16 protein-coding genes are annotated in these 21,103 nt (G+C 72.5%); 4 read left to right on the top strand and 12 right to left on the bottom strand.

Annotated features, from left to right (window positions below; all coding sequences use genetic code 11):
* Nucleotides 1-59: 59 nt before the first annotated feature.
* From LZ495_RS13225 to LZ495_RS13180, 10 genes are all read right to left on the bottom strand, one after another.
* Nucleotides 60-1,007 carry a hypothetical protein gene (locus LZ495_RS13225; RefSeq protein ID WP_235052352.1) on the bottom strand — a complete coding sequence of 316 codons (948 nt, stop codon included), beginning with the start codon at nucleotides 1,005-1,007 and terminating at the stop codon, nucleotides 60-62.
* 16 nt (nucleotides 1,008-1,023) lie between these two features.
* Nucleotides 1,024-1,539 (bottom strand): SigE family RNA polymerase sigma factor, encoded by a 516-nt coding sequence (locus tag LZ495_RS13220; protein WP_235052351.1) that lies wholly within the window; start codon nucleotides 1,537-1,539, stop codon nucleotides 1,024-1,026.
* A 134-nt stretch (nucleotides 1,540-1,673) separates the two neighbouring features.
* Nucleotides 1,674-2,552: a hypothetical protein gene (locus LZ495_RS13215; RefSeq protein WP_235052350.1), complete on the bottom strand. Its 879-nt coding sequence runs from the start codon at nucleotides 2,550-2,552 to the stop codon at nucleotides 1,674-1,676.
* A gap of 86 nt (nucleotides 2,553-2,638) precedes the next feature.
* A complete protein-coding gene (locus LZ495_RS13210) occupies nucleotides 2,639-3,148 on the bottom strand; it encodes a SigE family RNA polymerase sigma factor (RefSeq protein ID WP_235052349.1) in 510 nt (169 codons plus the stop codon).
* A gap of 76 nt (nucleotides 3,149-3,224) precedes the next feature.
* Complete coding sequence (locus LZ495_RS13205) at nucleotides 3,225-4,391, bottom strand: MalY/PatB family protein (RefSeq protein ID WP_235052348.1); 1,167 nt, start codon at nucleotides 4,389-4,391, stop codon at nucleotides 3,225-3,227.
* A gap of 106 nt (nucleotides 4,392-4,497) precedes the next feature.
* On the bottom strand, nucleotides 4,498-5,166 hold the full coding sequence (locus tag LZ495_RS13200; RefSeq protein WP_235052347.1) for a ribonuclease FAU-1 family protein: 669 nt from the start codon (nucleotides 5,164-5,166) through the stop codon (nucleotides 4,498-4,500).
* A 121-nt stretch (nucleotides 5,167-5,287) separates the two neighbouring features.
* On the bottom strand, nucleotides 5,288-6,697 hold the full coding sequence (locus LZ495_RS13195; protein WP_235052346.1) for a class II fumarate hydratase: 1,410 nt from the start codon (nucleotides 6,695-6,697) through the stop codon (nucleotides 5,288-5,290).
* Between the two features lie 117 nt (nucleotides 6,698-6,814).
* Nucleotides 6,815-7,579, bottom strand: coding sequence for a LutC/YkgG family protein (locus tag LZ495_RS13190; RefSeq protein WP_308268045.1), 765 nt, complete (start codon nucleotides 7,577-7,579; stop codon nucleotides 6,815-6,817).
* Nucleotides 7,576-9,117: a LutB/LldF family L-lactate oxidation iron-sulfur protein gene (locus tag LZ495_RS13185; protein WP_235052345.1), complete on the bottom strand. Its 1,542-nt coding sequence runs from the start codon at nucleotides 9,115-9,117 to the stop codon at nucleotides 7,576-7,578. Before LZ495_RS13185 ends, LZ495_RS13190 begins: the two co-directional genes overlap by 4 nt.
* A complete protein-coding gene (locus LZ495_RS13180; protein ID WP_235052344.1) occupies nucleotides 9,114-9,995 on the bottom strand; it encodes a (Fe-S)-binding protein in 882 nt (293 codons plus the stop codon). The genes LZ495_RS13185 and LZ495_RS13180 overlap by 4 nt, the downstream gene beginning before the upstream one ends.
* A gap of 176 nt (nucleotides 9,996-10,171) precedes the next feature.
* Here LZ495_RS13180 and LZ495_RS13175 point away from each other — a divergent pair, with 176 nt between their 5' ends.
* The 4 genes from LZ495_RS13175 to LZ495_RS13160 all read left to right on the top strand — a co-directional run bounded on the left by LZ495_RS13175 (nucleotide 10,172) and on the right by LZ495_RS13160 (nucleotide 17,589).
* Nucleotides 10,172-12,958: an alpha/beta fold hydrolase gene (locus LZ495_RS13175; protein ID WP_235052343.1), complete on the top strand. Its 2,787-nt coding sequence runs from the start codon at nucleotides 10,172-10,174 to the stop codon at nucleotides 12,956-12,958.
* Nucleotides 12,955-13,821 (top strand): DUF2705 family protein, encoded by an 867-nt coding sequence (locus LZ495_RS13170; protein WP_235052342.1) that lies wholly within the window; start codon nucleotides 12,955-12,957, stop codon nucleotides 13,819-13,821. Before LZ495_RS13175 ends, LZ495_RS13170 begins: the two co-directional genes overlap by 4 nt.
* Before the next feature lie 286 nt (nucleotides 13,822-14,107).
* Complete coding sequence (locus LZ495_RS13165) at nucleotides 14,108-16,027, top strand: ricin-type beta-trefoil lectin domain protein (RefSeq protein WP_372498568.1); 1,920 nt, start codon at nucleotides 14,108-14,110, stop codon at nucleotides 16,025-16,027.
* A 623-nt stretch (nucleotides 16,028-16,650) separates the two neighbouring features.
* Nucleotides 16,651-17,589 (top strand): glutamate ABC transporter substrate-binding protein, encoded by a 939-nt coding sequence (locus LZ495_RS13160; RefSeq protein ID WP_268822772.1) that lies wholly within the window; start codon nucleotides 16,651-16,653, stop codon nucleotides 17,587-17,589.
* Between the two features lie 73 nt (nucleotides 17,590-17,662).
* On the opposite strand, the gene LZ495_RS13155 is transcribed toward LZ495_RS13160, so the two are convergent.
* Both LZ495_RS13155 and LZ495_RS13150 read right to left on the bottom strand, forming a co-directional pair.
* Nucleotides 17,663-19,321, bottom strand: coding sequence for a fumarate hydratase (locus LZ495_RS13155; RefSeq protein ID WP_235052340.1), 1,659 nt, complete (start codon nucleotides 19,319-19,321; stop codon nucleotides 17,663-17,665).
* Between the two features lie 130 nt (nucleotides 19,322-19,451).
* Nucleotides 19,452-21,095 carry a sigma-70 family RNA polymerase sigma factor gene (locus LZ495_RS13150; protein WP_235052339.1) on the bottom strand — a complete coding sequence of 548 codons (1,644 nt, stop codon included), beginning with the start codon at nucleotides 21,093-21,095 and terminating at the stop codon, nucleotides 19,452-19,454.
* Nucleotides 21,096-21,103: the final 8 nt, after the last annotated feature.

The raw sequence follows: 21,103 nt of genomic DNA, 5'->3' as shown, positions 1-21,103 counted from the left end.
CCGGCCCGCGCGCCGACGGGTGGTCGGAGGGCGGGCCGGCGGTCGGCATCGGTGATGCGTCAGTTGGGCGGCGCGAGCCAACTGGGCAGGGGGCCGGTCGGCAGTGTGCAGTTCATCGGCGTGTCCTTGTCCGGCGTCTGCCCGGCGGGCAGGGGCGTGGCCGGCACGCAGTTCCAGGACGGCGGCGGGCCGGTATAGGCGGACGGGTTCGGAGCCTCGGTCTGCGGCGGCGGCGTGTTCAGCGGGTGCGCCACGGCGTAGTCGATGAACTCGATGAACCGCGGGTCCTGGACGACGGTGAGCATCTGCTCCACGGTGACCGGCGGGTTCGGTCCGGAGCCGAAGCCGCCCGGGAACAACATGAACTGCACCCACTTGCCCTTGTAGGGGAAGCCGACGCCGACCATCTGGCTGCCCTCGCCGGTGTTCTCGCGCTCGGCGGCCACGGGTGTGCCGTCCGGCAGGGTACCTGCCTTGCACGCGGCGATCCGGCCCGACGGGCTGCAGACCTGCTCGCGCAGGGTGCCGTACGGGATCTTGTCCACGCCGAAGGTGATCTCGTACGTCTTGCTTCCTGACACCGCGCGGAACGCCGCCGCATGCGAGTTCACCAGCCGGATCTCGCCCATCGCAGGCGGCAGCACCTGCTGCATCATGTCGGCGGCGAGCTGCTTGAACTCCTGCACCTCGACCTTGTCCAGGGGCGGCAGCTGGTCCACGCCCGGCTTGTTGCCGTCCTGCTCCGGGACCACCGAGTAGGTCGGCCGGGGAGTGTCGATGACCGGCGTGGACGCCGGTCCCGGTCCGGCGGCGTTGTCGTCCGGCAGGGCGGCCGGCACCGCGAACGCCGCGACCCCGGCGACGCATGCCGCACTCAGTGCCATGAGCGCGCGACTGCGGTTCCGGCGGCGGCGCCCCAAGGCGACTGCGCCCGGCACCAGATCGGGCAGCGGCGGCAGATCGTCCGCGGTGTGCTCCATCAGTTCCTTCAGCGGTCGTCCGGGCATGGGCGTCTCCACGGCGTCAGGCCTCCGTCGCGTACAGGTCGAGGTCGTTCCCGAGCCGTTCGCGCAGCCGCGCCAGGGCTCGCGAGCACGTGCTCTTCACGGTTCCGGGGTTGCAGCCGAGCTGGTCGGCGACGGCGTCCACGCTGTGGTCCTCCCAATAGCGCAGGACGACCATCGCGCGGGCCTTCGGGTTGAGTTCGGCGAGCGCGTCGAGCAGCGTGACGCGCAGGTCGGCGCGGTCGCCCCCGCGGGCGTTGCGGGCCGACGGGGCCACGGGCGTGTGCAGTTCGCGCTCGCGGCGCCGGGAGCGCTGCTCGGAGATGAACGTCCGGGTCAGCACGGTCTTGGCGTAGGCGTCGAGGTTGTCCGCGCGGCTCGCCTTGCGCCAGTGCTGGAAGAGCTTGGCGAGTGTGGTCTGCGTGAGGTCCTGGGCGCGGTGCGCATCGCCGCACAGCAGATACGCGGTCCGGTAGAGCTGCTGCTGCCGGGCGCGTGCGTAACTCTCGAAGTCCCAGGTGTTTTCCGGTGGCATCGACCTCCCCCTTCGTGTCACCCCGTCCAGAGTGCTGTCGCGCCGGTTGGGTTCCACTCGGGTCCCGTGAACCGGGAAACAAGGCAAGGCCCTTCCCCCGGGGAGCGGGGAAGGGCCTTGCGGGGAGGGGAAGGTCAGCTGTGCGAGGCAGCGGGATCCGGAACTGCTTCGCCCGGGGTGTTGCCGTAGCCCGAGTGCATCAGGGCCGGGTAGCGCACCGCGAAGTCGAGCAGGCCGGCGAACCGCTGGTCGGTGATGACGGCCAGGAGTTGCTGTGCACTGATCGGCAGGCTCCCGTCGTCGGCCGGGAAGACCCCGAAGATCACGTTGCTGCCCTTGTAGCTGAAGAACGCTTGGTGCACGGTCCCCGCATTGACGCCGCTTCCCGGGGGCGCCGCGCTGCCGCTGCTCACCGCCACGCGGGTGCCGTCGGGCATCGTTCCGTTCAGGCAGGACGGGTTGGTGCCGCAGTCCAAGGTCGGAATGTCGCCGCCCGGATCCACGCGCAAGGTGATCGCGTAGGTCCGGCTGTCGGTACCGACCTGGAGGGACATGACGTCGCGGTCCGGCACCTTCATCGTGCCGAGTACCGCGGGCAGCAGCTGCTGCAGGACGTCCGCGGCCTTCTGCTTGAAGGCGTACTGGACTTGGCGCTGGTCGTCGGTGAGGACCGGCCGATCGCCCTCGTCCTTGGTGGGCTTGACGTGCACGACGGGGTAGGCGGTGGTCGGCGCCTCGAGCGGCGAGTCGCTCGGCCAGGCGGCCGGGAACAGCGGCATCGACTGCGTGTACTGCGCGGCCGGGCCGGACGACCCGCCGGGCCAGGGGGCCACCAGCGCGGCCGGCGTGAGCACGGCGACCGCGGCGGCGATGCTGATGCCGGCGGTGCGGAACCGGCCGGCCACGACCGCCCGCTTGCCGGCGCGCAGGGCGCCCGGCGCGAGGTCGGGGGTGGGGCCGAGGTCGTCGGCGGCCTCGGCGAGGAGAAGGCGGACTCGGTCTTCCTGGTGCATCTTTGCCTCCGATTCCGGGCAGGCGGCACCCGGGGATCCAGATATGACGGGAAGTCAGTGGTGCGGTGCCGGACGGGAGTCCGCGCTCAGATGTCGGCGGCGGACGGCTCGGTGCCGGCCAGCAGATGGGCCGGGAGCATGTCGCGCAGCCGGGCCAGGGCGCGCGACGATTGGCTTTTGACGTTGCCTTCGCTGCAGCCGAGCAGCTTGGCGGTGGTCTCGACGCTCATGTCCTCCCAGTAGCGCAGCACCACGACGGCGCGCGCCTTGGGTGGCAGCAGGTCCAGTGCTTCGAGGAGGGTGAGCCTGACGTCGGTGTGCTCCGGGGCGGCCGGCGGGTCGAGGCGTTCGTGCAGCTCGCGTTCGTGCCGGGCGCGGCGTTGCTCGTGCATGTAGATGCGCACCATCACCGACCGTGCGTACGCGTCGATGTTGTCGGCGCGCTGGGCGTTCTTCCAGTGCCGGAAGAGCCGGGCCAGCGTCGACTGGGCCAGGTCTTTTGCGCGTTCGCGGTCGCCGCACAGCAGGTACGCGGTTCTGAACAACCGGTCCTGCCTGGCGTGTACGTACTCGGTGAAGTCCTGCTCTCGCTTCATGCGTCCCCCTCGCTCTCACCCGGTATCGAGCGGAGTTTCCGGCAGGAGGTTGCAGAGGCAGGTCCCGGCGGCGCGGCTACCGGCCCGAGGCGTCCAGGGTGTCGGCCATCCGGTCGACGATGGCGTCGAGGATGGTGCGCGAGGTGGCCAGGTTGAGCCGGACGAATCCCTCGCCGACGGCACCGAACCGCCGTCCGTCGTAAAGCGCGACGCGGCTCTTCTCCAGGAAGAAGCCCGCCGGGTCGGCGAGTCCGAGCGCCCGGCAGTCCAGCCACGCCAAGTAGGTGCCCTCGGGCATCCGGTGGACGAGCTGCGGCATGCGCTCCTCGACCGCCGCGGCCAGCGCCCGGCGGTTGCCGTCCAGATACGCGATGGTCCCGGCCAGCCACGGTCCGCCGTGGTCGTACGCGGCGATCTGCGCGGCGATGCCCATGGTGGTGGCGCCGTTGCGGGCGATACCGGGCAGCGACCACCAGGTCGCCGCGGTCCCGGCGTCGCCCAGCACGACCTGCGCGCACTTGAGGCCGGCCAGGTTCCAGGCCTTGGAGGCGGAGGTCACCGTGACGCTGTGCGCCGCGGCCGAGGGGTGGATCGAGGCGTACGGCACGTGCGTCTCGCCCGGCATGACCAGCGGTGCGTGGATCTCGTCGGCGATCACCCGCGCCCCGTAGAAGTCCACGATCCCGGCGAGTTCGAGCAGCTCGGGGCGGGTGAAGACGCGGCCTACCGGGTTGTACGGATTGCACAGCACGACGGTGCGGGCACCGTCCGCGAGGGCGCCCGCGATGGCGTCCATGTCGAGGATCGGCCGGTCGCCGGGCACCTCGGCGGTGGTCAGCGGCACCGGCACGACGGGCCGGCCGGAGCGGGTCACGATGTCGAAGAACGGCGGGTACGCCGGGACCGGCACCACGACGCCGGAGCCGCGCGGCGAGAACGCCTCCAGGGCGAGCTCGATGCCGCGCACGACGTCCGGGACCAGGCCGACCCGGGACGGGTCGACGGGCCAGTCCCAGGTGCGCGCGGCATAGGCGGCGAAGGCCTCCGGGAGGCCGGTGGCCGCATCGTCGTCGGGGTAGCCGAAGTCGTCCCGGCCGACCGCGTCGAGGACCGCCTCGCGGACCGGTGCGGCGACTGCGAAGTCCATCTCGGCCACCCAGGCGGCCAGCACGTCGTCCTCGACCGACCGCCACTTGACGGTCCGACGGCGGCGCAGCGCGGATATATCGACATCGTCGTGCATCGCCCCAGTCTGCGTGATTCGCCCGCGAGGAGGAATGGCGGGGGCGGGACGGGTGTGGCTGCGGGGGTGGACGGGATGCCGGGCAGGGGGCCGGTCGGGCTGCGGCTCAGGCGATGCGGGGCTCGGCGTCCCAGCCGTCCGGGAGGTCGGGCAGCGGCCACGCGGGGTCCGGCCGGAAGTGCTCCCAGCCGTCCGAGAAGGGCGGGCCCCAGGCCTTCACCACGGCGATCGCGCGGTGCCCGATCGCGTAGATGTCGGCGACGTCGGCGTCGGTGAAGCGGCCGGCCTCGCGCGAGGCGGCGAGCTCGTCCTCGTCCTTGAAGTGCCAGCGGCGGTCCGGGGTGACCCACACGTCGAGGACCAGGTCCTCGGTGTCCACTCCGCCGGACCAGCGCTCGCGCGGGCGTTCGAGGTTGACGTACCAGCCGTTGAGGCGCCAGTCGGGGCCCCAGAAGAGCCAGACCGACCACGGCTCGCCGGGGCGCGCGAGCATCAGCACGCCGCCGCCGAACCACTCCTGGACGGCCGGGATGCGGCCCAGCCGGAAGCGCCGGTCCACCGGCACCGTGCGGATGTCCGAGCCGTCCGGCAGCACCGGTTTGACGCGGCGCGTGCCGCCCGCGAGCCAGACCGCGAGCTGGTCGGGGTCGTCGCGGACCACGGTCACCGGGCGGCAGTCGAGGACCCGCCCGTGTCTGAGGTAGCGCCAGAGGATCTGGTCGCCGGGGGCCCACGCTCCCGGCTGCCCGTGCTGCGCTTCGTCGGCCTCCGTCATGCACGGATGTTACGGCCCCGGCTCGCGCCGCGGAGGACTTCCGCCAACCGTTTGCTTCGCGGATTGTCGGTTTTGCTGCGCTTCGCGAACGGAAATTCACCCGGCTGTCATGCGGGGCGCGTCAGGGGCGGGTCATCCGCAGGACGTCCAGCGCCTCGTCCAGCTGTGCCTCGGTCAGGACGCCGGACTCCAGGTGGCCGCGCTCGACCACGACCTGGCGGATGGTCTTGCGCTCCGCGAGGGCCTGCTTGGCGATCTTGGCGGCCTCTTCGTAGCCCAGGTACCGGTTGAGCGGGGTGACGATGGACGGCGAGCTCTCCGCGTACTCGCGCAGCCGGGCCACGTCCGCGGTGATGCCGTCCACCGTGCGGTCCGCGAGGACGCGCGACACGTTGCCCAGCAGCCGGATCGACTCCAGCAGGTTGCGGCCGATCACCGGCAGCATGACGTTGAGCTCGAAGTTGCCGGCCGCGCCGCCGAAGGCCACCGCGGCATCGTTGCCGACCACCTGCGCGACGACCTGGCCGACCGCCTCCGGCACCACCGGGTTGACCTTGCCCGGCATGATCGAGCTGCCCGGCTGCAGATCGGGCAGGTGGATCTCGGCGAGGCCGGTGCGCGGTCCGGAGCCCATCCAGCGGATGTCGTTGGCGATCTTGTTGAGGCCCACCGCGATGGTGCGCAGCTGGCCGGACAGTTCGACCAGCGCGTCGCGCGCGCCCTGCGCCTCGAAGTGGTCGCGGGCCTCGGTGAACGGCAGGCCGGTGGCCGCCGCGAGTTCGCGGATGACCCGGGCCGAGAATCCCGGCGGGGTGTTGATGCCGGTGCCCACCGCGGTGCCGCCGAGCGGGAGTTCCGCGGCCCGGGGGAGTGCCGACTCCAGGCGCTCGACGCCGTACCGGACCTGTGCCGCGTACCCGCCGAACTCCTGGCCCAGGGTGACCGGGGTGGCGTCCATGAGGTGGGTGCGGCCGGACTTCACCACGTCCGCGAACTCCTCGGCCTTGCGGCCCAGCGCGCCGGACAGGTGCTCCAGCGCCGGGATCAGCTCGCGGGTGACCGCGGTGACCGCGGCCACGTGGATCGACGAGGGGAACGTGTCGTTCGAGGACTGCGAGGCGTTCACCTGGTCGTTCGGGTGCACGGCGCGCCCGAGCTTCTCGCCGGCGAGGGTGGCCAGCACCTCGTTCATGTTCATGTTGGACGACGTGCCCGAGCCTGTCTGGAAGACGTCCACCGGGAACTCGCCGTCCCAGCGGCCCGCCGCGACCTCTGCGGCAGCCTCCTCGATCGCGGCCGCGACGTCCTTGTCCAGCACGCCCATCTCGGCGTTGACCTTCGCGGCCGCGGCCTTGATGCGGGCCAGCGCGGCGATGTGCGCGTGTTCGAGCGTGCCGCCCGAGATCGGGAAGTTCTGCACCGCACGCTGCGTCTGGGCCCGCCACTTGGCGTGCACCGGCACCTGCACCTCGCCCATCGAGTCGTGCTCGATGCGGTACGCGCCGTCCGCGGCGCGCTCGTCGCTGCCCATGGCCGTCTCCCTCGTGCGTTCCCCGCTTGCGCCGCCCGCTTCTGCGCCTGCTCCTGATTGCGGCAACCTCCCGGGCCGCCGCTCTTGTTCCCGGCCCGGCCCCGCCTCCGGGCCGCGTCAGGCCAGCAGCAGGACGTTCAGCGTGCGCGGCCCGTGCACGCCCTCGACGCGGTCCATCTCGATGTCGCTGGTCGCCGAAGGCCCGCTGATCCAGGTCTGCGGCCGGGTCGGATCCAGCCGCGCGATGGCCTCCGGCACGGTCCCCACGATCTGGTCCGCACGCACCACGCACAGGTGGTAGTCGGGCAGCAGCGAGACCACCCGCCGGCCCTGGTCGGGACCGCCGTCCAGCACGATCGTGCCGGTCTCCGCGATCGCGAGCGCGCAGCCGGTCGCCACACCGTCCGCGGCATCGAGCTGATCGATCGTCAGCGGCGGGTCGTCGAGCACCAGTTCGGCGCCGGTGGCGGCCAGCCAGCCGAGCCGGTCGCCGGGCGGCACGACCAGCTTGCGTACCTGTGCGCGGCGCAGCATCGTGGCCGCCGAGTCCACCATCGTGTGCGGATCCGCGCGCAGCACCAGCGCCTTGTAGTCCATGACCCGCTCGGCGAACAGCCCGGCCAGATCCGTGCCTTCGCCGCGTGTACGGCGGTACGAGCGGTCCACCTCGACGCGCTCCGGCCGCCCCTCGCCGGACAGCGCGCCGCGCAACCGGGTCAGGATCTCGGCCTTGGCGCCCGACGGCAGCCCGGGGTACGTGTGCGGCAGCCCCGGGTGCTGCAGGTCGGCATGCGGCAGCCCGGTGTCGGTCAGGTCCACGTGCTGCAGCGGCGTATGCGAGTCGGGGTACGGATCCGCCCCCGGTGCCGGCGTGGTCGTCACAACTCCTCCAGTCCGCCGTCGGCAGGGGATCCGGCGGTGGCCGGATCGCCCTCGGTGAGACCGCCGTCGGTGCGCTTGAACCACGAGCGGAAGGACTCCGGCGGGGCAGCCGGGGCATCGCGTGAGGCGGTCCAGCCGGCGAGCGGGCCGGCCAGCAGCCGCGGGACCTTGCCGATCTTGCCCTTGCGGCCGATGAAGTGGCGGCTGAACGACGCGGCGTGCTGGGCCAGGCCGAGCCGCCACGGCTCCGCGAAGGCGCCCGCGGCGGCCTTCATCGCGGCCTGTTCGCCGCGGTGGACGGGGCCGCGGCCCAGGTCGGCGAGTTGCGCGCGCTGCCGGGTCAGGATGGCCGGGATGTCGATGTCCACCGGGCAGGCCTCGCGGCACGCGCCGCACAGCGTCGAGGCGTACGGGAGCGAGGCGGTCTGCGGGTCGACGTCGTGCTGGTTGATGCCGCGCAGCTGCGGGGTGAGGACCGCGCCGATCGGGCCGGGGTAGACCGAGCCGTAGGCCTGCCCGCCGGTGCGCTCGTACACCGGGCACACGTTCAGGCAGGCCGAGCAGCGGATGCAGCGCAGCGCCTGGCGGCCGACCGGGTCGGCCAGCACGTCGGTGCGGCCGTTGTCGAGCAGGACCAGGTGGAAGCTCCGCGGCCCGTCGCCCTCGGTGACGCCGGTCCACATCGAGGTATACGGGTTCATCCGCTCGCCGGTCGAGGAGCGCGGCAGGAGTTGGAGGAACACCTCCATGTCCTGCCAGGTCGGCAGCAGCTTCTCGATGCCCAGCACGGTGATCAGCACGTCGGGCAGCGTCAGGCACATGCGCCCGTTGCCCTCGGATTCCACCACGCAGACGGTGCCGGTCTCGGCGACCGCGAAGTTGCCGCCGCTGACCGCGACTTTGGCGCGCAGGAACTTCTCGCGCAGGTGCTGCCGGGCCGCTTCGGCGAGGTCGGCGGGCCGGTCGGTCAGGCCGTCGGGCGCGGGGCGGCCGGCGTCGCCCATCCCGGCCGCGAAGATGTCGCGGATCTCCGCACGGTTCTTGTGCACCGCGGGCACCAGGATGTGCGAGGGGAGGTCGTGGCCCAACTGCACGATCAGCTCGGCGAGGTCGGTCTCCCAAGCGCGGATGCCGGCCGCCGCCAGGGCGTTGTTGAGGCCGATTTCCTGGGTGGCCATCGACTTGATCTTGACGACCTCGTCGGTGCCGTGTTCGCGTGCGATGCCGACCACGATCGCGTTGGCCTCCGCGGCGTCGCGCGCCCAGTGCACGGTGCCGCCCGCGGCGGTCACCGATGCCTCCAATTGCTCCAGGTAGCGCGGCAGATGTGCCAGCACGTCGTCCTTGATGGCGGCGCCCGCGCGGCGCAGCTTCTCCCAGTCCGGCATCTCGCCGACCACCGCGGCGCGCCTCTCCCGGATGGTGTGCGTGGCCTTGCGCAGATTCGCGCGGAGATGCAGGTCGGCGAGCGCGGTGTGCGCCGCCTCCGGGAAGGGCGGGATGCCGAGGAACGTCGGCTCCGGGCGGACCGCGGTCATCGTGCCGCTCCCTTCTCGAACGGGAATTCGTGCCGGGCCGCGGCGGCCGCCGCGGCGTCGGGCGGCAGCGGGCCCGGGTGCACCGGGTCCGGCACCGGGTAGGCCAGATCGCCCGAGGGGAACGCCGGGAGGTCCGGATGCGGCCCGGTCGCGGCGAGGATGTCGGCCAGGTGCATGATCTTCACCCCCGCGTGCTGCCGGGACAGCAGGCCGCCGATGTGCATCAGGCACGAGTTGTCGCCCGCGCACAGCACCTGCGCCCCCGACTCCAGCACCGCGGCGGCCTTGTCGCGGCCGATCTCGGTGGACGTCTCGGCGTTCTTGAGTGCGAAGGTGCCGCCGAATCCGCAGCATTCCGCGGCCCGCGGCAGCGGCGCCAGCTGCAGCCCGCGGACCGCGCGCAGCAGCCGCACCGGCCGGTCGCCGACGCCGAGCACCCGCGCCGAATGGCAGGTGGGGTGGTACGTGACCGAGTGCGGGAAGTACGCCCCGACGTCCGTCACGCCGAGCACGTCGACCAGGAACTCGCTGAATTCGTACACGCGCGGCGCGACCTCGGCGACCTGCGCGCGGAACCGGTCGGCGCCCTTGCCGCGGGCGCCTTCGGCGAGCACCGGATGCCCTTCGCGGACCATCGCCGCGCAGGAGCCCGAAGGAGTGACGACGGCGTCGTACGGCGCGAAGGTCTCGGCGAATCCGCGCGCGATGGGACGGGCCTCGCGCCGGTGCCCGGTGTTGAAGTGCATCTGGCCGCAGCACGTCTGGCCGTACGGGAACTCCACCTCGTGGCCGAGGCGGCGCAGCACCCGGACGACCGACTTCCCGGTGTCCGGGAACATCGTGTCGTTGAAGCAGGTGATGAAAAGGGCGATCCGCACGAGTCACCTCCTTGATCGACTCTAAAGGCGGTCGGGCTGCACCGCCCGGCGCGCGCCGCCGCCGTCCGCGCTGTGCCCATTGCCCGGGCATTGCCATGCCATTACGTCCTGGTTGCCCGGTACTTGCTCTGGACTGTTGCCCGTACCCGGCCGTTCCACGCCGTATCGTCGGCCCCATGACGTGGAGGACGACGCTCGCCGCCCGCCTGCCCGCGACCCGGCGGGCCCGGGTCCTGACCGCCGTCGCGGCCGTGCTCCTGGTGCTTGCGGCCGCGGTGGTGGCACGGGGCTCGGACGGCGGCGCAGCATCGCCCGTTCGCAGCAGCGAGCAGCGGATCGAGGTGCCCGAGGCGCCCGGCAGCGCCGCCCGGATCGCCCTGGACACCACCGTGTTCTGGCCGCAGGCCGGGCGCCCCGCCCCCGCGGTGCTGCTCGGCCACGGGTTCGGCGGCAGCAAGGCGAGCGTGCGGTCCGACGCCGAGGAGCTGGCCCGCCGCGGCTACGTCGTGCTCACCTGGTCGGCGCGCGGCTTCGGCCTGTCCGGCGGCCGCATCGCCCTGGACCAGCCGGACTACGAGGTCGCCGACGCCCGCGTGCTCGTGGACTGGCTGGCGGCCCGCCCGGAGGTCCGGCTCGACCGGCCCGGCGACCCGCGGGTCGGGGCGGCCGGCGTCTCGTACGGCGGGGCGCTCGCGCTGCTGCTCGCCGCCTACGACCCCCGGATCGACGCGGTGGCGCCGCAGTGGACGTGGAACGACCTGGCCGCCTCGCTCTTCCCGAACGCGTCCGGCGGAGGACCGGAGACCGGCGTCTTCAAGAAGATGTGGGCCGGGGTCTTCTTCTCCGCCGGGGCCGGCTCGATCGGCGGCGCCCCGGCGCCCGGCGTGCCGGAGGGCGGTGCGACCGCCAGCGTCTGCGGCCGCTTCACCCCCGAGGTCTGCGCGATCTACGACGAGGTGGCGCGCACCGGCCGGGCCACCCTGGCCGCGGTCGACCTGATGCGCCGGGCCAGCCCGGCCACCGTCGCGGACCGGCTCAAGGTCCCGGCGCTGATGATCCAGGGCAAGAACGACTCGCTCTTCCCGCTCGGCGAGGCGGACCGCACCGCGCAGGCGGTCAGCCGCAACGGCTTCCCGGTCGAGGTCGCCTGGACCTCCGGCGGGCACGACGGCGGCCGGTCGCAGACCGACTGGGTGCGCGAGCGGACGGCCGCCTGGTTCGACCGGTGGCTGATGTCCGACGCCGGCGCGCAGGCCACCGAGGCCCGCAGGCAGGGCGCCGCGGCCGGACCGGTCCCCGCCGGGCCGTTCCTGGTCACCCGGTTCGGCGGTGTGGACAGCGGCACCCGCGAACGCGTCATCCGGATCGCCGACGGGCCCGTCTACCCCGGGATCGACGGGACGGTCCGGCGCGAGCTGGCCCTCGAAGGCGGCACCCAGACCGTGGTCAACCCGCCCGGCGGGGCGCCGCCGTCCGTGTCGACGCTGCCCGGCCTCGGCTTCCTCGCCGACCTCGCGGAGCTGGGCGACGGCCTGTCGGCCGGCGCGCTTTCCGTCGACATGCCCGGGCAGAGCGCGTTCTTCACCTCGCAGCCGCTGGACAAGGCGGTGCGCATCACCGGCGGGCCGACCGTCCGGGTGCGGGTGTCCGGCGCCGACGACATGGTGCTCTTCGCCAAGCTGTACGACATGGGCCCGAGCGGCTCGACGGTGCTGCCGAACCGCATCACCGCACCCGTCCGCGTCGAAGGCGCGCGCGACGGCCGGGAGATCGAGATCCGGCTGCCGGTGATCGACCGCGAGATCGACGCCGGGCACCGGCTGCGCCTCGTGCTGACCACCACCGACCTCGGCTTCGCCACGCCGCCCGCGCCGTCCGCGTTCCAGGTCGCGCTCGCCTCGCCGGTCACGCTGCCCTCGGTGCCCGGCGTCAAGCTGCCGCCGCCGTCGTACCCCTGGTGGACCTGGGGGCTGCCGGCCGGCGCGGCCGTGCTCGCCGCCCTCCTCGTGGCGACCGGGCGGCGCAAGGTGAAGTCCCGGGCCCCGCTTGCCGAGTTGCGCGACGTCCCGCTGCGCATCGACGGGCTGACCAAGCGCTACAAGGGCGGCAAGCTCGCCGTCGACGACGTGTCCTTCCAGGTGGACCGCGGCCAAGTCCTCGGGCTGCTCGGCCCGAACGGCGCGGGCAAGACCACCACCCTGCGCATGCTGATGGGCCTGATCCACCCGGACGAGGGCGTCATCCGCATCTTCGGCCACGCGGTCACCCCCGGCGCGCCGGTGCTCTCCCGGCTCGGCTCGTTCGTCGAAGGCCCCGGCTTCCTGCCGCACTTGTCCGGGCGCGACAACCTCGACCTGTACTGGCAGGCCACCGGGCGCCCGCGCGAGGACGCGCACTTCGAGGAGGCGCTGGTCATCGCCGGGCTCGGCGAGGCGCTGGACCGCAAGGTGCGCACGTACTCGCAGGGCATGCGGCAGCGCCTCGCGATCGCGCAGGCCATGCTCGGACTGCCCGATCTGCTGGTCCTCGACGAGCCGACCAACGGGCTCGACCCGCCGCAGATCCGCGCCATGCGGGACGTGCTCATCAAGTACGCCCGCGACGGCCGCACGGTCGTGGTCTCCAGCCACCTGCTCGCCGAGGTCGAGCAGACCTGCACGCACGTGGTGGTGATGCACCGCGGCGGGGTGGTGGCGACCGGCCCGGTCGGCGACATCACCGGCGACGGCAACACGCTGGCGGTGGGCACCCCGGTGCCCGCCAAGGCGGTCGAGGTGCTGGAAGGCCGGCCGGGCATCGCCTCGGTGGTCCCGGAAGGGGAAGGCGTGATCGTGTACCTGGCCGGCGCCGAGGCGTCCGAGGTGGTGGCCGAACTGGTCGGCGCGGGAGTCCCGGTGGACCGGGTGACCGCCAAACGCCGCCTCGAGGACGCGTTCCTCACCCTGATCGGAGAGCAGTCGTGAAGCCCGCCGCCACGAGCGCCGCGCCGACCCTCGCGCACGGCTACCGGCCCCGGCACACGCTGCCGTTCCGCGTCGAGGCGCTGCGCCAACTGCGGCGCCGCCGCACGCTGGTCATGCTCGGGCTGCTCGCCTTCCTGCCATGGCTCCTGGTGCTGGCCTTCACGGTCGGCGGCGAACCGGAGCGCGAGGGCGGCGCCAGCCTGGTCGACGTGGCGACCAGCAGCGCGCTGAACCTGACCGCGTTCGCGCTGTTCGTCTCGACCGGATTCCTGCTGGTCGTCGCGGTCGCGCTGTTCTGCGGCGACACCGTGGCCGGCGAGGCGAGCTGGTCGTCGCTGCGCTATCTGCTGGCCGCCCCGGTGCCGCGCGGCCGGCTGCTGCGCGTCAAGCTCGCGGTCGCGCTGGCCTACAGCGCGACCGCGCTCGTCCTGCTGCCCGCGATGGCGCTGCTGGCCGGCACCGTCGCGTTCGGCTGGGGCCCGCTGGAGGTCCCGAGCGGCGGCGAACTGTCCGGCAGCGCGGCGCTGGGCCGCATGGCGGTCGTGGTGGCGTACGGCATGATGACGCAACTCGTGGTCGCCGCCCTGGCGTTCTGGCTCTCCACGGTCACCGACGCACCGCTGGGCGCGGTCGGCGGGGCGGTGGGCATGGTGGTGGTGTCCAACATCGTGGACGCCGTCACGGCGCTGGGGTCCTGGCGCGCTTTCCTGCCCACGCACTGGCAGTACGCGTGGATCGACGCCCTGCAGTTCGACATCGAGTGGGCCGGCATGGTCAAAGGCTCGGCGGTGTCGCTGTCGTATTCGCTGGTGTTCCTGGCGCTGGCGTTCCGGCACTTCGAACGCAAGGACATCGTCTCCTGAGCCGTCCGCGCGGCCCGCGGGAAGCCCTTTCGGTGCGGGAGATTCCGGTGACACGTGTCGACACCGGGACGGAACCCCCCAGACCTGTTCAGATCTTGCCTACCGGCAGGTAGGTTGCGTCCGCACGTGTTCCTGTTACCCCTGGTAAATCCCCGTCAAGGTATGACGAAGGCGAGGGAACATGGCTTCACCTGTGCGCGCGAAATCCGGGACCGCACAACTGCGCCGACCGGGTCCGGCCGGTCCGGCGAGGTTCGGCCGCCGGGCCGTCGGGACGCTGACCGCGATGGTCCTCGCGGTCGGCGGGCTCGGCCTCCTGTCCGGCCCCCAGGCGAATGCCGCGGCGCCCGCGCCGCTGCGGGCCGACCTGGAGGCCATCCGCGCCGCCGAGGCGCAGCAGTTGTACGGCAGTCCGGTGATCCGCCCGGTCGACCAGCGCAAGTCGTCGATCATCTCGCTGGGCGACAGCGAGATCTCCGGCGAGGGCGTGGGGACGTACGAGGCGCCCACCGACGGTCCGACGAACTGGTGCCACCGGTCGCCCCAGGCGGCCATCCACCGCACCGGCATCCCCGTGGACCTGACGTACAACGTGGCCTGCTCGGGCGCCTCCAGCGTGAACATCCAGATCGGCGGCAGCAAGCAGTACGCCGACGAACTGGTGCAGTCCGACAGCCTGGCCATCAAGGCCCGCAACACCAGGCTCAAGATGATCCTGCTGGTCGCCGGCGCCAACGACGACCTGCAGTTCGGCCCGACCATCACCGACTGCGTGACGCGCCGGGTGTTCTTCCAAGGCGAGTGCTACGGCATCTACCAGCCGGTGTGGAAGGCCCGCCTCGAAGCGCTGCGTCCCAAGGTCGAGCAGACCATCCGCGACCTGCGCACCGTCATGACGGACGCCGGATACGCGAACGGCGACTACAAGCTCGTGGTCATGGGCTACCCGACGCCGATGAGCCCCGACGTCGAGGACAACCCGAACTTCCCGGGCTGGTACGGCGGCGGCTGCCTCGGCTACCTGCGCGACATGGCGTGGGGCCGCAACGAGGCGGTGCCGACGTTCGCCGAGGCGCAGCGCCAGGCCGCGGCCAACACCGGTGCCATGTACCTCGACAACAGCAGGCTGTTCGACGGGCATGAAGTGTGCACCGACAACACGTGGGTGCGCGGGTTGTGGTTCGCGAACCTGGACCTGTTCGACGAGAACACCACCCGGCAGTCGTTCCACCCCAACGAGCGCGGCCATATCGCCTTCGCCTCGTGTCTGACCCAGTTCTACAACTCTGGTTACCAGAACGCGGGTTGCGTGGACCCGGCGAGCACCGGAAGCGCGGTGCTGACCGAGGGGGTCAAGGACTTCCGGCAACTGCGCAACGAAGCCACCGGCTTGTGCGCCGACTCCTACGGGTACTCGTCGCGCAACTACACGCCGCTGCAACTGTGGCCCTGCCAGGGCGGCCGCAACCAGGGCTTCTGGCTCGACCCGACGTACCAGTCGGTGCACATCGAGCTCAGCCACGACCGCTGCCTGGACCCGCAAGGCGGCAGCCGCAGCACCGGAACGCCGATCGTCCTGTGGAACTGCAACGGCGGCGACAACCAGCGCTTCGTGCTGACCGGCGGCACGCTCCGCCCGGCCAACGCCCAGACGCTGTGCGTCACTCCGGCCGGCACCGACCCGACCCTCGGCGCCAAGCTGGTGCTCGCGGCGTGCAACGGGTCGGCGGCCCAGCGGTACGCCGCCGAGCCGCACCAGGCCGCGGTGTTCACCGAGCTCAAGGCCGGCAATACCGGCAAGTGCCTGGATATCAATGCCGGTTCAATGGCCAACGGCACCGCGGTGCTGGCCTGGGACTGCACCGGGAACACCAACCAGAAGTGGTTCGTGAACCCGGCGAGCGGCCAGGTGCACAGCCTCAAGGACCCGAACTTCTGCCTCGACAACCGCGGCACCACCGCGGCTGGCAGCGGCGTCGGGATCTGGTCGTGCAAGGACGGCGTCGGCGCGTACCGCGACAACCTGCGGTTCGACTCCGTCGCCGGAGCGCTGGTCAGCCGGGTCTCCGGGCTGCGGGTGACGGCCCCCGGCGGCGGCAACGGCGCGGTCACCCAGCAGGCGGCGAACGGCACTTCGGGCCAGACCTGGGCCCCGGGGGCGGCCGTACCGCTGGGGTTCAGCCCGATCCCGTACGACGCGTACTGACCGGACGCGGTACTCCCGTGAGCAGTAGGCGCTGAACAAGGAGGGGCGGCAGGCCGACGGCCCGCCGCCCCTCCGCTTGCCGTCTGCTCGCCGCCCCCGAAGTCCCGGCCGCACGCGGGCAACAGAGCGGTATCGGCTCGCTCTCCACTCGGATTTGCCCGGCCGGTTTGTGCCAGGGTTGCTGCCACCGGCGCAGGCAACTTGGAGGTCCCGTGTCGCACCCGCCCTCTGGACCGCCGCAGGACGGCGACCCGTCGCTGCCGCGCATACCGGCCCCGCCGCCGGACGAGCCCACCCGGTCCGCCGAGCGCCGCTCCGGCCCGCCGCCGATGCCCGCGGGTCCGCCGACCGTCGGCCCCGCGCCACTGCCCGGAACCCAGCAACCTGCGGGCGCCGCAGGCCCGGTGCCCCCGCCGGGCATGGCGGCGCAGCCGCCCGGGGAACAGCCGGTGCCGCCGCCGTTCCCCGGCCCGGTGGCCGGGGCGCCCTATGGCGGTCAGTACGGCGGGCCCTACGTGGGCCAGTACGGCGCACCTTCTCCGCATCCGGCGCCGCCGTCCTCGCGCGGCGTCCAGAAGTCCGTCGTGATCGCCGGAAGTATCGCGGTGGCGGCGGTCGTCGCCCTGGTCGCCACGCTGATCGTCGTGCTCGGCGGCGACGACAAGAAGGACGACGCCGGCAGCGCGGCAGGGCCGGGCGCGTCCAGCACGGCGCCCAAGGACGCCACCCCGAGCGGCGGCGGCAAGCCCCCGTCGTCCGGCGCCCCGGGCCCGGCTGGTTCCTATCCCGTGGCGCAGGGCGTCGACTTGTCCGCCTCGCCGACCTGGGGCAGGGCGGAACAGCGCGGCCACCTCATCATCGGCGCCAAAGAGGACCAGCCGTCCCTGGGCATCATGGACCCGGCCACCAAAGAGCGTTCCGGCTTCGACATCGAGATGGCCAAGATGCTCTCCGCGGCCCTCGGCTTCGATCCGAAGACGATCGAATTCAAGACCGTCGCGTCGGCGAACCGCGAGGCTGCGCTGCAGCGCGGCGACATCGACTTCTACATCGGGACCTACAGCATCACCGAAAAGCGCAAGGAGACGGTCGACTTCGCGGGCCCGTACTACGTCTCGGGCCAGAGCCTGCTGGTGAAGAAGAACGACACGTCCATCACCGGCAAGGACACGATCAAGGGCAAGAAGGTCTGCTCGGCGAAGGGCTCGACGCCCGCGCAGAAGATCAAGGTCGAATATCCCGACAGCACACTCGTCGAGTACGACACGTACAGCCAGTGCGTCGACAGCCTGCTCACCGGCCAGGTGGACGCGCTGACCACCGACGAGTCGATCCTCAAGGGCTATGCGGCCCGCGATCCCGGGCTCAAGGTGGTCGGGGAGCCCTTCACGACCGAGAAGTACGGCATCGGCCTGGGCAAGGGCGACACCGCGCTGCGCACCGCCCTCAACGATGCCGTCGACCGTGCCCTCAAGGACGGTACCTGGCAGCAGATCTACCAGGCGACGCTCGGCAAGGCCGCGGCCCCGCCGCCGCTCACTCCGGTCGTCGAGCGCTACTGACCGCGCCGCCTACGCCCGAGGGCCGGACCCCATCGCGGGGTCCGGCCCTCGGCCGTGGCGAACACTGGTGCGGTTACGGGCGCTTGCCGATCTGCAGGGTCGGCGTGGTGACGTCCGCGAAGAAGTCGTTGCCCTTGTCGTCGACCACGATGAAGGCCGGGAAGTCCTCGACCTCGATCTTCCAGACCGCCTCCATGCCGAGTTCGGGGTACTCCAGCACCTCGACCGACTTGATGCAGTCCTGCGCGAGGCGCGCCGCCGGGCCGCCGATCGAGCCGAGGTAGAAGCCGCCGTGCTTGCCGCATGCGTCGGTGACCTGCTGCGAGCGGTTGCCCTTGGCGAGCATGACGAACGAGCCGCCGGCCGCCTGGAACTGCTCGACGTAGGAGTCCATGCGGCCCGCGGTGGTCGGGCCGAACGAGCCGGACGCGTAGCCCTCGGGGGTCTTCGCCGGGCCCGCGTAGTAGACCGCGTGGTCGCGCAGGTACTGCGGCATGCCCTCACCCGCGTCGAGGCGCTCCTTGATCTTCGCGTGCGCGATGTCGCGCGCCACGACGACCGGGCCGGACAGCGAAAGCCGGGTCTTGACCGGGTACTTCGACAGCTCGGCGCGGATCTCGGACATCGGCCGGTTGAGGTCGATGTGCACCACGTCGTCGGAGAGGTCCTCGTGCGTGGTGTCCGGCAGGTACTTCGCCGGGTCGGTCTCCAACTGCTCCAGGAACACGCCCTCGGCGGTGATCTTGGCGAGCGCCTGGCGGTCCGCGCTGCACGAGACGGCGATCGCGACCGGCAGCGAGGCGCCGTGCCGCGGCAGGCGGATCACGCGCACGTCGTGGCAGAAGTACTTGCCGCCGAACTGCGCGCCGATGCCCATGTCCTGGGTCAGCTTGAGGATTTCGGCCTCCAGCTCCACGTCGCGGAAGCCGTTGCCGAGCGGCGAGCCGGTGGTCGGCAGGGTGTCGAGGTAGCGCGCGGACGCGTACTTGGCGGTCTTGAGCGCGAACTCGGCGCTGGTGCCGCCGATGACCACCGCAAGGTGGTACGGCGGGCAGGCCGCGGTGCCGAGCGAGCGGATCTTGCCGTCCAGGAACTTCAGCATCGCGGCCGGGTTCAGGATGGCCTTCGTCTCCTGGTACAGGTACGACTTGTTGGCGCTGCCGCCGCCCTTGGCCATGAACAGGAACTTGTACGCCTCGCCGGCCGTCGCGTACAGCTCGACCTGCGCGGGCAGGTTGTCGCCGGTGTTCTTCTCGTCCCACATGGTCAGCGGGGCCATCTGCGAGTAGCGCAGGTTCAGCTCGGTGTACGCGTTGCGGATGCCGAGCGAGAGGTGCTCCTCGTCGCGGCCGTCGGTGAGGACGTTCTGGCCGCGCTTGCCCATCACGATCGCGGTGCCGGTGTCCTGGCACATCGGCAGGATGCCGCCGGCCGCGATGTTGGCGTTCTTGAGCAGGTCGAGCGCCACGAAGCGGTCGTTGGGCGAGGCCTCCGGGTCGTCCAGGATCTTCGCGACCTGCGCGAGGTGCCCGGGGCGCAGCAGGTGCGCGATGTCGCGCATCGCCTCGCGGGCCAGCAGCGTCATCGCCTCGGGCTCGACCTGGAGGAAACGGCGCCCGCCGGCCTCGAACGTCGAGACGCCCTCGCTGGTCACCAGGCGGTACGGGGTGGTGTCCTCGCCCAGCGGGAGCAGGTCCGTGTACGAGCTGGAAGAACTGTCGGCGGGGGGCATGGCCATCCTCACTCGGCGGTAATAGGCGCCATCCAGCGTAGAACGCTCCGGGCACCGCTCCGGATGTGAGGTCGGCCTCAGCTTCCGGTCCGCTTCCGATCCGCCTCCGGTCCGCACTGCTGCGGGACGGTCAGCGCGCGGTCACTTTGATGCGGATCGAGGCGGTGGAGTACCGGTTCTGGGCGTCCCGGACCGTGTACGAGAAGACGTCCGTGCCGGAGAACAGCGAGGTCCAGGTCGTGTAGGTGCAGGCCCCGGAGCTCTTGTTGCAGGCGATGTTCCCGTACAGGCCCAGCGCGATCGGCGAGCCGACGACGTACAGCTTCTCGCCCTGGTCGTTGGCGAGCAGATTGAAGGAGACCGACTGGCCCGCGACGACGGTGATGCTGTCGTCCGCGGCCTTGACCGGCGGGACGACGGCCACGGTCGGGGGCGGCGGGTCGGTCTTCGGCGGCGCGGTCGTGGGCCGGACCGGGGGTGTCGTCGCGGGTCGCGCGGGCGGGACCTCCGGGGCCGCGGTGCCGGGCGGTACGGGTGTGCTCGCGGGGGCCTGCGGGCTGCGGGTCGGCCCGGCGTCCGGCGGCGGCGTCCCGACCGGCGGCCGGGACGCCGAGGGTATGGCGGCCGGGGTCGGCAGAGCGGTGGGCGGCGCCGAGGCGGACGGTGCGGCTTCGGCAGGGGCGGAGGCGGATGCGGCCGGAGCCGCGCGGGGTGCGGGCTCCGCGACCAGGTCGGCGCGATCGTCGGGAGCCGCCGGGCGGGGTGTGCCGCCGGTCAGCATCGCGGCGAGCGCCACCGCGGCGGCGACGGCCGCCAGCACCCCGCCGCCTACGGACGCCTTGACCGCGAGGGGCTTCGCGGCCTTGATGCCGGCCTTCACCGCGAGGTCGGCGGTCTGGGACGCGACGGGATCGGCGGCCGCGCCGCCGCCCGTGACCGCAGCCGTGCCCGCGGCTGCTCCCGCGCCCGCCGCCGCGAGGGCCTCGGCCGCGGCCGCGGTGGCCGCCGCCGCGCCCAGCACCGCGGGCAGCAGCACGACGCGCAGATGGGCATTGGTGGCGGCGAGTTCGGCGCACACCCGGGTGCAGGTCGGGCAGCCCGCCAAGTGGTCGTCCAGGGCCCGCCGGTCGCGGATCCGCAGGGTGCCGCGCACGTACCCGCCCAGCCGCGTGCCGTAGTCGCGGCAGTGCTCGGGCAGGCGGCCGATGTGCGCCTTGAGGAACGCCTCGCTGAGGCCCTCGCGGGCCCGGACGGCGAGCTGCGAGACCGCGTTGGGCGTCATGCCCATCAGGCCGGCGATGTGCCGCGGCTTCTCGCCCTCGACCTCGGTGTGCCACAGGATGGCCTGCCAGCGGTCCGGCAGCGAGCCGAAGGCCTGCTGGACCATCAGCAGGTCCGGCAGCGCCTCGGTGGCCTGCGGGGCGGGGCCGCCGAGGCTGTCCAGCTCGGCGTCGTCGTCGGTCAGCACCACGGCCTTGCGGGCCCGGACCCGGTCGATCTGGGCATTGCGCATCGTCGCGCACAGGTAGGCACGGAACGACTCGCGCGGCCCGCCGCCGCGCCGGAGCTGGGCGAGGACCTCGACGAAGGCGTCCGAGACGAGGTCCTCGGCGGCGTCCGGATCCGGCTCGATGCGGCGGGCGTGCCGCAGCGCGGCGGCGTGGTGGCGGTTGTGCAGGGCGGCGAACGCGGTGTCCGCGTCCGGCCGGGCATCGCGGACCCGCTGGGCCAATTCGGCGTCCGAGGCCGTGATGCGTGCAGTCTCCCCGTCCATGGCGGGTT

The organism is Yinghuangia soli (genome assembly GCF_021502675.1).
Taxonomy (GTDB): domain Bacteria; phylum Actinomycetota; class Actinomycetes; order Streptomycetales; family Streptomycetaceae; genus Yinghuangia; species Yinghuangia soli.
Note: the sequence above shows the minus strand (reverse complement) of the source record. Positions and strands in the feature narration are given on the sequence as shown.